We start from the raw sequence: 12,312 nt of genomic DNA, 5'->3' as shown, positions 1-12,312 counted from the left end.
CGTCCCGGTGCGCCGGCAGCGAGTAGTACTGCACCTGCTGCCACAGCTTGACCCACACATGTTGTGGCAATGGGTGATCCGATGAATTGCATCGTGTCGTAGATTGCGAGCATGGCAGCGGTGTCGCCGCCCTCGCAGTTGATGTACATCGAAATTTCCTGGTCGGGGGAGTCGGCCTCCAGATGCAGCAGCTGCGCGATCATCGCATTCGCGACCCCTGCGTCGATACCGGTACCGAGATAGACGATGCGCTCACTGAGCAGATGCGAATAGACGTCGACGACGCGTTCTCCGCGCGAATCTCGGGTGATGACATTGGGAATCGTGTACGTGCTCATCGGGCCAACTCCATTCCGAACGATGCCCGTCGCGCAGGCATGACCTGATCGAACGAGTCCACGATCGCGTCGACGAACCCGTACTGGAGGGCTGCTTCCGCGGTGAACCAACGGTCGTGCAGAGAGTCGTCGAAGATCTGCTCGCGTGTTTGTCCGGTGTCGTCGGCAATGAGCCCGAGCACGGTATCTCGGGTATGACGCAGATCGTTGGCCTGTACTTCCACTTCGACTGCCGACCCACCGATGCCGGCGGATCCCTGATGCATCAGTATTCGCGAATGCGGCAGGGCATATCGCTTGCCGCGAGTACCGGAGGACCGCAGGAATTGACCCGCGCTGCAAGCCAACCCGAGTGCAAGCGTCGACACGTCGCACGGCACCAGCCGCATCACATCGCGGATCGCGAGCATCGCGGGAACCGATCCGCCGGGGGAGTGAATCCACAGAGCGATGTCGGCCGAGGAGTTGTCGGCGGCCAATGTCAACAAATGGGTGGTGAGGACCGTGCCGTTGTCGTCGTCGAGGGGGCCGTCGAGCACCAGGACTCGATGACGAAGGAGTTGGTTGCGGAGTTCGGGTGGGAACATTCGTGGCGTTTCGCTCATGGTTCGAGTGTGAGTCCCAATTCGATTGCATGCCAATAGTTCTGCTGTAGGCAGCGGGTCTGCTCACAGCTTCGCGGGTGCCAGATGGACAATGGAGAGATGACTGCACTCGAGTTCTCCGAATCCGTCGTCGTCGCTGCGTCTGTCGACGACGTGTACGCCGTTGTCTCCGACATCACCCGAACAGGCGAATGGAGCCCGATCTGCCAGGAGTGCTGGTGGAACGAGGCCGACGGCGGTGGCGTCGGATCGACCTTCACCGGCCGCAATGTGGTGCCCGGTCGCACGTGGGAGACCGTGTCGACGGCCGCCGTAGCCGACCCGGGTCGCGAGTTCGCCTGGGTGGTGGGCGACAACTTCGTTCGCTGGGGCTACACCCTCGAAACGGTCGATGGCGGAACACGACTGACCGAGAACTGGAACTTCCTGCCCGACGGCATCGCCTTCTTCCACAGCAAGTTCGGCGACGACGCGCAGAAGGAAATCGACACTCGTAGCCAGGCGGCCCTCGACGGCATCCCTCGCACCCTGGCTGCAATCAAGCGAATCGTGGAAGCCGAAGCCTGATTACTGTCGGCCAGGTGCGCTGACTGTCCACTGTTCAAGGCCGATGACGGAATCCCGCGTCTCGGCGCGAATTGTGGACACTGAGCGCACCTGTGACCGATAGCCTGTCCGCATGGCAGCGACGGTTCTGCGGATGTCCACGGTTCTCGAATCACGAGGCCCGGCAGCGGCCATTGTGCTCACTGACGAGCAGGTCGCGTCCCTCGGTTCCACCAAAACGCCGCCAGTTCGGTTCACGATCGGTGGTCAGACGGTGCGTGGGCGCATCGGCCGAATGGGTGGCGAGAATTTGCTCGGACTCAACAAGAGCGTTCGCGCCACACTCGGAGTCGAGGCCGGAGACACCGTCGACGTGACGATCGAGTTGGACGACCAGCCGCAGGTGATCGAGGTTCCGGCGGCGCTGGCGACAGCCTTGGACGCGGATCCGGCTGTCCGAGCAGCGTTCGATGCGCTGGCACCGTCGACGCGAAAGGAACACGCAAGGTCTGTCGCCGACGCGAAACGGGACGACACTCGCGAGTGGCGTATCACGGCAATCGTCCAGTCCCTGCGGCCCTGAGTGCTGCCGGCCCTGTGACGTTGCAAAAGCGTGCGCATTCGTCAGGTGCGCGCGATCCCGCTAGCGACCAGGTGACCAATTTGCGAGCGTCTCGCGAACGCGCGCGCGTTTGCGATGGCCGTCGGGGCTCACACCACCGCAGCAGGTGTGCTGGAAGCGATGGCCGGCGTCGGGGTGTTCTCCGACGACAGGCGAGTGAGGATCTTGATCGCCGAGGTGATGTCGGACAGTGAACGGGTGAACGGAATGCGCTGTCGATCGTCGAAGGCGTACCCCGTTCCGAATCTCAGTCCGGGTGCCAGCAGCAGTCCCTGCGACTGGGCGTCGGCGACGAGATGGCTGGATCGAATGCCGTCGGGTAGGGAACACCACAGTGCCAGGCCGCCGTCGGGAACTCGAAAGTGCCAGCCCGGCAGATGATCACGCATCAATGTGACGGTGTGATCGCGGGCCGTCCTCGACGCCTCCGCACGGACTCGTCGCACCTCGTCGTACTTACCCAACAACTCGATTGCCGCCAGTTGATCGATGATCGAGACCGAAAGTTGGCGTCGCGCATAGGTTGCGGCGACCCGCGCCAACAGACCGGCTTCGGCGCGAACCCACCCGACTCGCAGCCCGCCCCACACCGTCTTGCTCGTGGACCCGATGATCACGGTCGCCACGTCCGGAGTGGCGGCTCCGAAGGGCTCGATATCCGGTGAACCGTCGAGAGACAGATCGGCTGCAACCTCGTCGACGATGGTCAGTACGCCGTGGCGGTGCATGGTGGCGGACAGCTGTCGGCGTGTGCTCAGGGGGAGTCGGGCACCCGACGGATTGGAGAAGTCGGGCATGAAATACGCCAACGTCGGTGCACTCTGCCGCGCGGACCTGTCGGCGGCAGCCACGAACTGGTCGGTGTTGTCCGGATCGATGGGCACCGGGATGCAACGACCGCCGAGGGAGTGGACGAGTTCGACGACACCCGGATACGTCGGGTGCTCCACCAATACGCGGTCCCCGGGCTCGGTGAACGTCGCCAACACAGCGTGGATGGCGTCGGTGGCACCGGAGGTGACGAGGATGTTGTCGGCGGTGGTCGGCACTCCGCGCCCTCGGTAGTACGCGGCGATGGACTCTCGGAGCTCGAACAGACCGGACGGAGCGTACCCGCCCAAGGTGAAACGATCTCGAATCTTCTCTGCCGCAACACCGTACGCGTCGGACAACAGCGGCGATGCCGACGGGGAGGCGTTGACGAATTCCAGATTCGCAGTCTCTCGGTCGCCGGCCAGTGAACCCCACGACGGCATCGAACCCGTCGGCGACACGTAGGTACCCGAGCCTCGCTGGGCGCTGATCCACCCACCCTCGCGCAGGTGCCGGTATGCCGATGCGACCGTCACCCGACTGACGTCCAAGCTGATCGACAACGCCCGCTCGGCAGGCAAACGCGTCTGGGCCGACACCTCACCGTTCTCGATCAACCGCCGCAACTCGTCGGCGATCTCGAGGTAGAGCGGACCACCGGATCGGTTCCGCAACGTTGCTGGGTCGATCCGTGCGGCCAGATCCCGGGCCGTGATGGCGGAGGCGTCGAACGAGTCCATGCATGCCACTCTCGCACACTGGACTGCATTATTCGGAGTAAAAGCAGTCCATTGTGGTCACATGATCGCAATTGGAGCCGTATTGGTCCTGTCCATGGTGGGTGCAGGGTGGACTGTGGTCGCTCTGCACGAGGGCGGAAGAAGCGGGCCTGCCGGGCCGCCGCGGAGTCGTGTTCAGTCCGACTGACGCTCGTTCCGGCTCAGCGAGTCGGTGCAGAGCCTCTGGCGATGCAGCGAAACCCGATGTGGGACATGCCGGAGTCGACGGGTTGCGCTTGTCGAGCAGCGGGACGATAACGGCGGCAATAGTTCTCGGCGCACAGATGGGACCCGCCCTTGATGACCCGACGCGAGATGGTCCCGGCGGGATCGTGGCTGCCCGCGGCCGACGCGACCCGCGGATCGATCGCGGGTCCGCAGCAGGCGTGGGTGGCGGTTTCGCTGTGATCGGTGCGGTAGAAATCCGCCGTCCACTCCCACACGTTTCCGGTGACGTCGTACAAGCCGTAGCCGTTGGGTGGATACGAGCGCACGGCCGTGGTCCTACGATCGGCGACCGGTTTGAGGTTCTGCCAGGGAAACTCCCCGATCCAGTAGTTGGCCAACTGGGTACCCATCGGTGCCAGTTGGTCTCCCCACGCGTAGGCCGCGCCGTTCAACCCGCCGCGAGCCGCCCGTTCCCACTCGGCCTCGGTGGGTAGTTCCTTGCCCGCCCACTGGGCGTAAGCGTTCACGTCCTCCCAGCTCACATGCGTGACCGGATGCAATTCGCGTCCATCGATACCGGACCCCGGGCCCTCCGGATGCGCCCAGTTCGCGCCCGGAATCAGCCGCCACCAGCCCTGCCAATTCGTCAGATCCACCGGGCCCTGCGTCGGGGTGAACACCAGAGAACTCGGCACCAGACGCGTTGGATCCGCATCCGGATAGTCCGCCGGATCCATCGGCCGCTCGGCCACCGTCACGTACCCGGTGGCTTTGACGAACCGACTGAACTGCGTGACGGTCACCGGCGTCTCATCCGCCCAGAACCCCTCGACACTCACCTCGTGAACGGGCGCTTCCTCGGGATAGTCGGGCCAATCCGATCCCATCCGAAACCGGCCGCCGGGCACCCACTGCATACGAGGGAATGGTGGGGCAGTCATGGCGGTGATCGTACACATCGATGGGGAATGCCATTGCGCCATCACGGAATTGAACGGCGTCGGTCGACCTTCGCCTCGTCTGTGCACCCCCTGAGTCCTCGCAAACGCGTGCGCGTTCGCTGAACGCGAGTGGTTTCGCGTCACGAATTTGCGCGCGTATGACGAATGCGCGCGCGTTTGCGGGATCGGGAGCCGGCCAGCGAGATCGGGGCGCGCCCGCGACACCCCAGCTCGCAGCCGCAGTACTCGCCAGTAGCGAAACGTGATGCTTGCCACTTCTCAAACCCGCTGTTATCTTGGAAACACATTCCATCAGATGGAATCGTTCATGGAATTCAGAGGAGTGGACAGTGGCATCTCGTTCCAACGAAGTACCCGTCGCAATCTCGGGTGCGGGGCCGGTGGGTATGGCGTTGGCCATCGATCTCGCCCTTCGCGGTATCCCGAGCGTGCTGTTCGAGAAGCGTTCGGAGGAGGAACGAATCGTCGCACGCGCCAACATGACCAACGTTCGCTCCATGGAGCACTTCCGACGCTGGGGCATCGCAGATGCATTGCGCGACAACGATCCTGTGAGCCCGTTGGTCTATCGTGACGTGGCCTTCGTGACCCGTCTGACCGGCCACGAGGTCTTGAGATTCCCTCGCGCATACGAGTGGTCGGAGCGGCTGCCCATCGCATCCGAGGTTGCGGAATGGGCCCCGAACGAGGCGATCGAGAGGACGCTGCGGGACCGCGTGAAGTCCCTTCCGCTGATCGATCTCCGCTTCGAGAACGAGGTGAAGAAATTCGAGCAGGACGACCACGGGGTGACCGTCACCGTCGCCACCCCGGACGGTGAACAGACACTGCTGGCGCAGTACATGGTGGTCTCCGAGGGCAGTCGCAGCCGACTCCGTCGTGACGGCCTCAACGTCCGAATGGAGGGTCATCCCAACCTCGCGCGCAGCTTCCTGTGGCACATCAAGGCTCCGGCACTGGCCGAGCACTGGAAGGCCACTCCGATGGCCTCGATGTTGCTGTTCTACAACGAGGACCGCGCCGGCGACAGTCTGGTTCCGCAGTCGGGCACCGATCACTGGGCCTACTTCTGCTCGCCCGTACCCGAGGACGTCGACGGTGACGACTGGGAAGCGTGCCGCGCCATGCTCTTTCGTGCGATCGGTGAAGAGTTCGAGGTCGAACCGCTCGCGGGCGGCACTTTCATCACCCACTCGATCCAGGCACCGCGCTTCGACTTCGGCCGCGTACTGCTGGCCGGCGACTCGGCCCACATGGTCTCGCCGATGGGCGGATTCGGCATGAACATCGGTATCGGTGATGCTGCCGACCTGGGTTGGAAACTCGCCGCGCTGCTCGACGGTTGGGGCGGCCCACTGATGCTCCCGAGCTACAGCATCGAACGCGGTGAAGCAGCGCGCTTCATTCTCGCCGGTTGCGAGAGCAATCAGGCCGTGGGTTCACGCGAACTGGTGCGCGACGGCATCGAGGACGACGGCCCCGTCGGCGAAGCGATCCGCGCCCAGGTGGCCGAGGATATCCAAATTCAGAAGGCCCGTCAGTTCAAGAGGATGGGCGGCCAGCTCGGCTACCGCTACTCGTCGTCACCCATCATCTACCGCGACGGAACCGACCAGTCCGCACCGTCTTTCGAGGACTACGTACCGTCCTCGTACCCCGGAAATCGCGCACCGCATCACTGGCTCGCGGACGGCTCGTCGCTGTACGACCACCTGGGGAACGGCTTCACGCTCCTCGTTCTCGGCGACGTCGATCATGGCGCTCTCACCGACGCAGCTGCAGAACGCAACGTGCCACTGCAGATCCTCACCGTCGAGGACCCCGACCTCACCGATCTGGGTGAATTGTATTCCGCCAGCGCAACATTGATCCGCTCGGATCACCATGTCGCGTGGCGCGGCGACGCACTACCCGACGATCTCGATCATCTGCTCGATGTCGTCACGGGGTCAGTGTCTTTCGCCTGAACAGCCACACCGAAACCGCAACTCCCAACAACGAAAGGCTCACTCTCATGCCCAAAGTCACCCGTCTAGGCCACGTCGGACTGTTCGTCGCCGACCCCGAGATCATGATGGAGTTCTACTCGACCTTCCTCGGAATGACCGTCACCGACCGCGACGAACGCCGCGTCTTTCTCAGTTCGCGGCCGTCGGAGGAGCACCACGAGATCCTGCTCGCGAAGAACCTCGAGCGCCACACCGATCCGCAGCAGCTCTCGTTCGTCGTCGATTCGCTTGCCGACCTGCGTGCGTTCTATGCCCAGATCGTGGAGCGCAAGTACGACATCGACCACATCAGCAATCACGGCAATGCGCTCGGTTGCTACTTCCGTGACCCCGAGGGAAACCGAGTGGAGGTGTACTGGCACACCGGAATCGAATGGCCGCAGCCGTTCAGCGAGCCCATCGATCTCTCGCTGTCGGAGGAGGAGTTGCGCAGCCGCCTCGACGAGATGGTCGCGGCGTAGGAAACCCGGCCGGGACCGCGGAGGAGAAGAGCGTTGAAAGAAGGAATGATCGCCGAGGTGGTGGCGTTCACCGGCCACAACGGCGACCGCATCGAGGGCTATTCGGCTCGACCGACCGCTGCCGAGCCGGTGGGCAGCGTCGTCGTGCTGCACCACGCACCCGGGCTCGACTTCTGGTGCAAAGAGGTGGTCCGACGGTTCGCCGAGTGCGGATACGCGGCGCTCGCGCCGAATCTCTATCACCGCCGCGGTCCCGGTCACTGGGCCGAGGTCGCTGCGGCGGCCCGGGCCGAGGGATTGGGAAAGGCCATGCCCAACGACCAGGTGATGGGCGACATCGCCGGGGCCACCGACTACGTGAAGTCGCAGCCCGGCTCCAACGGTAAGGCCGGGGTGATCGGATTCTGCTCCGGCGGACGGCAGGCCTTCCTCGCGGCGTGCGACGTACCGGCGTTGGACGCCGCCGTCGACTGCTGGGGTGGAAGCATCGTGCCGCAGGCTCCCGATCCGACGAAGCCGAACGCCCCGTCGCGGGGAGTCATTCATCGGGCTCCGGACATGTCGGCTCCGTTGTTGGGGATCTTCGGCAACGACGACACCAATCCGGATCCGACGCAGGTCGACGACATCGAACGTGAGCTGACCAGGCTCGGCAAGGATTTCGAGTTCCATCGTTACGACGGTGCGGGACATGGGTTCTTCGCTACCGACCATCCGCATTACCAGCAGGCACAGGCGGTGGACGGCTGGAAGAAGGTCTTCGCCTTCTTCGATGTGCACCTGCAGTCCGACGCATCCTGATCGATTTTCAGGCGAGGGTCGAAACGCACAGAAAACCCGAAGGAACTGAGGGTTGTGTGATGGCCCTCACATGGCTAGTCTCGATTCCGTACCTCGGAATCGCATTCCACGAAGGCCACGCGAGTAGTCCACGAGACCGCGTGAGCACCCCGCACGCGCTCTCGAAGGAAGAACCCCAATGTCTCTCACTCCCTCCCGTCCCACCAGGGTCGGGTCGAAGTCCGCGAAGTTGATGGTCATCGCGGCAACCATGTCGGCCGTACTCGCCGGCTGCGCCGCCGAAGCGGCATCACCGACCGGCACTGCCACCGGCGGCTCGACGTCGGTAGCCACGGACCAGACCAACACGTCGGCTGTCACCGACCTGGTCGACTACACCGGAGGAACCGCAGGCGCAGCCGATCAGAGCCTCGAACCCGTCACCATCGGATGGGTCAATCAGCAGGGCGGTGCCCTCGGATTCCCGGCCGCCACCGACGGTGCCGAGGCCGCCGTGAAGTACGTGAACGAGAACCTCGGCGGTATCGACGGACATCCACTGAAGCTCGAGACGTGCTTCGTCGTCGAGAACGAGCAGGACGGCAACAGTTGCGGCCTGCAACTGGTCAACGATCCGGAAGTTCGGACCGTGCTGTTCGGCTCGACCATCACCGGCAATCAGTCGTTCCTGGCGGTCAACAAGGGGCAGAAGCCGATCCTGATGGCCAACTCCATCAGCTCCACCGACGCTCAGAGCGACAACGTCTTCATCTACAACGGCAACCCGTCGTCGATCTTCCGTGGACTGACGACCTACCTGGACACCGTGGTCGGCGCGAAGTCGGTGGCGCTGATCTACCCGCAGAACGCTCAAAGTGCTGACGGCGCAAAGGTTCTGCAGACTGCACTGGACTCGGTCGGTATCGAGGTCAAGGCCGTCGGCTTCGACCCGTCGACCACCAACCTCACCGCCGCCGCAGTGGCCTCGGGGGCATCGGACGCCGACGCCATCGTGCCGCTCGTCTCCACTCCGCCGACCTGCGTGGCCGCGGCCAAGGCCCTCGACACGCTGGCCGTGACGGCCCCCATCATCGGAGCCGGCTCCTTCTGCTTCACCGACCAGGTGGCCCAGGGACTCGGCGGTGACGCACCGAAGTGGCAGCAGATCTCCACCCAGACCAACGTCGCCGACATGAGCCAGCCCGACGTCCAGTCGTACATCGACGCCTCGACGACCGCCGGACTGTCCGAGACGTCCCAGGCCACTCCCGACGCCGCCCTCGCATGGGGGCTGGTCGCCACAGCGACCCGATTCCTCAATGCTGCAGGCGGTTCCGAAGCAACCGCGCCGGCGATCGCCGAACAGGCGAAGTCCTTCACCGGCCCGCTGCTGTTGGGTAGCGCCACCGTCGCCTGTGGCGCGAACACCGCCGAGCCGGGCCTGTGCGGTGCCCAGACTCGAGTCTTCGAATACACCGGCAACGGCTCGTACACCGCGCTCACCGACTGGCTCGAACCATCGGGCTCCTGACACATCGATCTCCGACAGCCCCCACACTCTCGAGAAAGAAGACCATCATGACCGCTGTAGCCAACGACACCGTCGAACATTCCAGCCCCGCGTCGAGTCCGGAAGTCCTCATCGAGCGAGCACGATCGTTCCGTGATCACCTGCTCGCAGAACAGGATTCGACGGACGCTCGCGGCACCTACTCGCCCGAGACGCACGAACTGTTCAAGGAGGCCGGCTTCTACCGCACCTTGCTCCCGCAGCGTTTCGGTGGGCTCGAGTACGACGTCACCTCGTTCGTCAGGATGATCATCGAAATCGCCCGCGGCTGCCCGGGTTCGGGCTGGTGCCTGTGCCTTGCGTCCGGCCACGGACTGCAGATCGGCGGATTGTTCGACGAGAAGGCGCAAGCCGAGGCGATCGGACCCGGCGGGGACTTCGCAGCCCCGATGCGCGGCGTGCCGATGGGCACCGCGACGCTGCAGGACGACGGTCGCTGGAGCGTCGACGGAACCTGGGACTACTGCTCGGGATCGCCCTACTCGACCCACGCCATTCTTGCGGTGCGGCTCGTCGAGGGCGGCGAGAAGACCGGCCAGGGATTGGCTCTCGTTCCGCGCAACGGCTGGATCCTGCAGGACGATTGGAAAGAGCGCGCGTTCGGTATGCGCGGCAGCGGCTCGAACAGCATCACCGTCTCCGGCACCGCGGTGCCGGAGGAGAACGTGGTGCGCGGCAGCCTGCTGCAGTTCCGTGGCGGACTGAAGACTCCCGGTTACGAGCTGCACGGCAATCCGATGTACGCAGGCCATCCCATGGGCTACCTGCAGCTCGAGATCACCTCGGTACTGGTGGGCTGCGCCTGGGCCGCGCTCGACGAGTACGAGCGCATCCTGCGGACCAAGAAGACCATGGGCCCCAACCCACTTCCGCGCTTCACGTCCCCGGATTTCCAGCGCTACTGGGGCGTCGCGGCCGGCAAGATCCGTGCGGCCGAGGACATCCTGGTGAAGATGAGCCAGCACTACTCCGAGCTGTGCGCGTCGTCGGTACAGGACGGCGGCGAGTTCGAGCCCGAGGACCTGATGAACATCAACGCCAGCACCCACCACGCCGTCAACCTCGCCTGGGAAGCCGTCGAGTTGCTGTTCCGTACCTCGGGAACCAGCGAAGGCGGCCGAAACGGCTCACGCATGCAGCGTTACTACCGCGACATGTCCACGGCGCGAACCAATGTGGGCCTGCAGTGGGAGACCTTCGCGCAGATGTTCGCCCAGGAGCACTTCGATCTCTCGCCGGCACCGCTCGCGTGATGGCCGGGCCCTCGATTCGACTCGGGCGGGCGTAGCGCATGGATACCGTCTTCCTGTTCGCTCTGCTCGGGTTGGGTACCGGCGCACTGATCGCGATGATCGCGGTCGGCGTCGTACTCAGCTGGCGCGGTAGCGGAACGATCAACATCGCGGCCGGTGCCGTGGTCATGGTCGCCGGCTACCTCTTCTGGTCCCTGCGCACCGGGTTCTTCGCCCCCGCATTGACCACTCCCGCAGCGATAGTCGTCACGCTGCTCGCGATGGCACTGCTCGCGGTCATGGTCGAGTTCGCAGCCGTCAAGCCGCTCAGATCCGCCTCGCCGCTCGCCAAACTCGTCGCGTCCATCGGAGTACTGCTGCTGCTCCAAGCAGTGGTGCAGCTCGTGTTCGGTACCGCTCCGCTGAACAGCCCCGCCGTGTTGACAGACTCGGTCGTGCAGGTCGGCGGTGTGACAGTGCCGGTGGCACAGCTGATTCTGGCCGCAGTGGTCGTCGTGATCTCGGCGGCGCTTGCCGCGCTTTACCGCTTCACCCGCTTCGGTATCGCGACCCGTGCGGCGTCCGAGAGCGAGCGTTCGGCCGTCCTGGCCGGGTTGTCGCCGTCGTCGATTTCGCTGGCCAACTCCGTACTCGCCTATGTCACGGCCGGCTTCGTGGGCATCCTGGCCGCCTCCATCGTCGGAGTCAGCGCCTCGACGCTGCCGCTGCTGGTGATCCCCGCCCTGGCCGCTGCGCTGTTCGCCGGGTTCAGCTCCATCTGGATCGCCTGCGCAGCGGGACTTCTCATCGGCATGGCCGAGTCATTGCTGTCCTACGCCTCGACCATGGACTGGTTCCCGACGCAGGACGGAATCACTCCACCCGGGTTGCAGCAGCTCACAGAGTTCCTGCTGATCGTCATCGCACTGTGGTGGAAGGGTTCGACACTGCCGCAGCGCGGCGAATTCGTCGGACGCTCGCTCCCGGCGGTACCCCGCCAGGAGCACCTGCTGCGCCGCGTCGGCCCCGTCTTCGTCGTCGGAGCGATCGCACTGCTCGTCCTCCCCTCGGACCTACGTCAGGCCATCACCACCGGCCTGGTCGCGACCGTCCTGTGCCTGTCGTTCATCGTCATCATGGGATACGTCGGGCAGCTGTCGGTGGTGCAACTCGCGCTCGCCGGATTCGCCGCGTTCGCAGTCTCGCGGCTCGGCACCGAATTCGGTCTCGGCTTCCCGGCCGCCCCGATCATCGCCGTTCTCGTGGCGACCGCACTGGGCGTGGGAATCGGAGCCGCGGCCCTGAGAGTGCGCGGAGTGACCCTGGTGGTGGTGACCCTCGCCGCGGCCGTGGCCATCGAACAATTCGTGTTCGCCAACTCCGAATGGGGTGGCGGTCAGACCGGCGCACCCGTGGCCTCACCCACG

The 12,312-nt window shown here is 64.6% G+C and carries 12 protein-coding genes; 8 read left to right on the top strand and 4 right to left on the bottom strand.

Annotated elements, in window-relative coordinates; all coding sequences use genetic code 11:
- Together A2J02_RS25045 and A2J02_RS25040 are read right to left on the bottom strand one after the other, a co-directional pair.
- A partial coding sequence (locus A2J02_RS25045) for a ClpP family protease (protein WP_197478132.1) occupies positions 1-338 on the bottom strand: 338 nt, incomplete at its 3' end.
- Entirely contained in the window at positions 335-943 is a 609-nt protein-coding gene (locus A2J02_RS25040) for a ClpP family protease (RefSeq protein ID WP_068055153.1), read from the bottom strand. The genes A2J02_RS25040 and A2J02_RS25045, both read right to left, overlap by 4 nt.
- Before the next feature lie 99 nt (positions 944-1,042).
- Here A2J02_RS25040 and A2J02_RS25035 point away from each other — a divergent pair, with 99 nt between their 5' ends.
- Positions 1,043-1,510 (top strand): SRPBCC family protein, encoded by a 468-nt coding sequence (locus A2J02_RS25035; RefSeq protein ID WP_068055158.1) that lies wholly within the window; start codon positions 1,043-1,045, stop codon positions 1,508-1,510.
- A 112-nt stretch (positions 1,511-1,622) separates the two neighbouring features.
- Positions 1,623-2,072 carry a YdeI/OmpD-associated family protein gene (locus A2J02_RS25030; RefSeq protein WP_068055150.1) on the top strand — a complete coding sequence of 150 codons (450 nt, stop codon included), beginning with the start codon at positions 1,623-1,625 and terminating at the stop codon, positions 2,070-2,072.
- 128 nt (positions 2,073-2,200) lie between these two features.
- Here the strand turns inward: A2J02_RS25030 and yczR are convergent, their stop codons facing one another.
- Positions 2,201-3,664, bottom strand: coding sequence for an aminotransferase-like domain-containing protein (yczR, locus tag A2J02_RS25025; protein WP_068055148.1), 1,464 nt, complete (start codon positions 3,662-3,664; stop codon positions 2,201-2,203).
- 200 nt (positions 3,665-3,864) lie between these two features.
- Entirely contained in the window at positions 3,865-4,812 is a 948-nt protein-coding gene (locus A2J02_RS25020; RefSeq protein WP_068055142.1) for a formylglycine-generating enzyme family protein, read from the bottom strand.
- 350 nt (positions 4,813-5,162) lie between these two features.
- Between A2J02_RS25020 and A2J02_RS25015 the strand changes: the two genes are divergently transcribed.
- From A2J02_RS25015 to A2J02_RS24990, 6 genes are all read left to right on the top strand, one after another.
- On the top strand, positions 5,163-6,800 hold the full coding sequence (locus A2J02_RS25015) for an FAD-dependent monooxygenase (protein WP_082898740.1): 1,638 nt from the start codon (positions 5,163-5,165) through the stop codon (positions 6,798-6,800).
- A 47-nt stretch (positions 6,801-6,847) separates the two neighbouring features.
- A complete protein-coding gene (locus tag A2J02_RS25010) occupies positions 6,848-7,303 on the top strand; it encodes a VOC family protein (protein ID WP_068055139.1) in 456 nt (151 codons plus the stop codon).
- Between the two features lie 33 nt (positions 7,304-7,336).
- A complete protein-coding gene (locus A2J02_RS25005; RefSeq protein ID WP_231893786.1) occupies positions 7,337-8,104 on the top strand; it encodes a dienelactone hydrolase family protein in 768 nt (255 codons plus the stop codon).
- Between the two features lie 178 nt (positions 8,105-8,282).
- A complete protein-coding gene (locus A2J02_RS25000) occupies positions 8,283-9,614 on the top strand; it encodes an ABC transporter substrate-binding protein (protein WP_068282911.1) in 1,332 nt (443 codons plus the stop codon).
- Between the two features lie 47 nt (positions 9,615-9,661).
- On the top strand, positions 9,662-10,906 hold the full coding sequence (locus A2J02_RS24995) for an acyl-CoA dehydrogenase family protein (RefSeq protein ID WP_068055127.1): 1,245 nt from the start codon (positions 9,662-9,664) through the stop codon (positions 10,904-10,906).
- Positions 10,907-10,944: 38 nt separating this feature from the next.
- Positions 10,945-12,312, top strand: a 1,368-nt coding sequence (locus A2J02_RS24990) for an ABC transporter permease subunit (RefSeq protein WP_068055125.1), incomplete at its 3' end; no start/stop codon positions are given.

It is taken from the genome of Rhodococcus sp. EPR-147, from assembly GCF_001647185.1.
Lineage (GTDB): Bacteria > Actinomycetota > Actinomycetes > Mycobacteriales > Mycobacteriaceae > Rhodococcoides.
Note: the sequence above shows the minus strand (reverse complement) of the source record. Positions and strands in the feature narration are given on the sequence as shown.

Coding starts and splice junctions, on each gene's coding strand:
- A2J02_RS25040 (WP_068055153.1), bottom strand. CDS start 943: ATGAGCGAAACGCCACGAATGTTCCCACCCGAACTCCGCAACCAACTC.
- A2J02_RS25035 (WP_068055158.1), top strand. CDS start 1,043: ATGACTGCACTCGAGTTCTCCGAATCCGTCGTCGTCGCTGCGTCTGTC.
- A2J02_RS25030 (WP_068055150.1), top strand. CDS start 1,623: ATGGCAGCGACGGTTCTGCGGATGTCCACGGTTCTCGAATCACGAGGC.
- yczR (WP_068055148.1), bottom strand. CDS start 3,664: ATGGACTCGTTCGACGCCTCCGCCATCACGGCCCGGGATCTGGCCGCA.
- A2J02_RS25020 (WP_068055142.1), bottom strand. CDS start 4,812: ATGACTGCCCCACCATTCCCTCGTATGCAGTGGGTGCCCGGCGGCCGG.
- A2J02_RS25010 (WP_068055139.1), top strand. CDS start 6,848: ATGCCCAAAGTCACCCGTCTAGGCCACGTCGGACTGTTCGTCGCCGAC.
- A2J02_RS25000 (WP_068282911.1), top strand. CDS start 8,283: ATGTCTCTCACTCCCTCCCGTCCCACCAGGGTCGGGTCGAAGTCCGCG.
- A2J02_RS24995 (WP_068055127.1), top strand. CDS start 9,662: ATGACCGCTGTAGCCAACGACACCGTCGAACATTCCAGCCCCGCGTCG.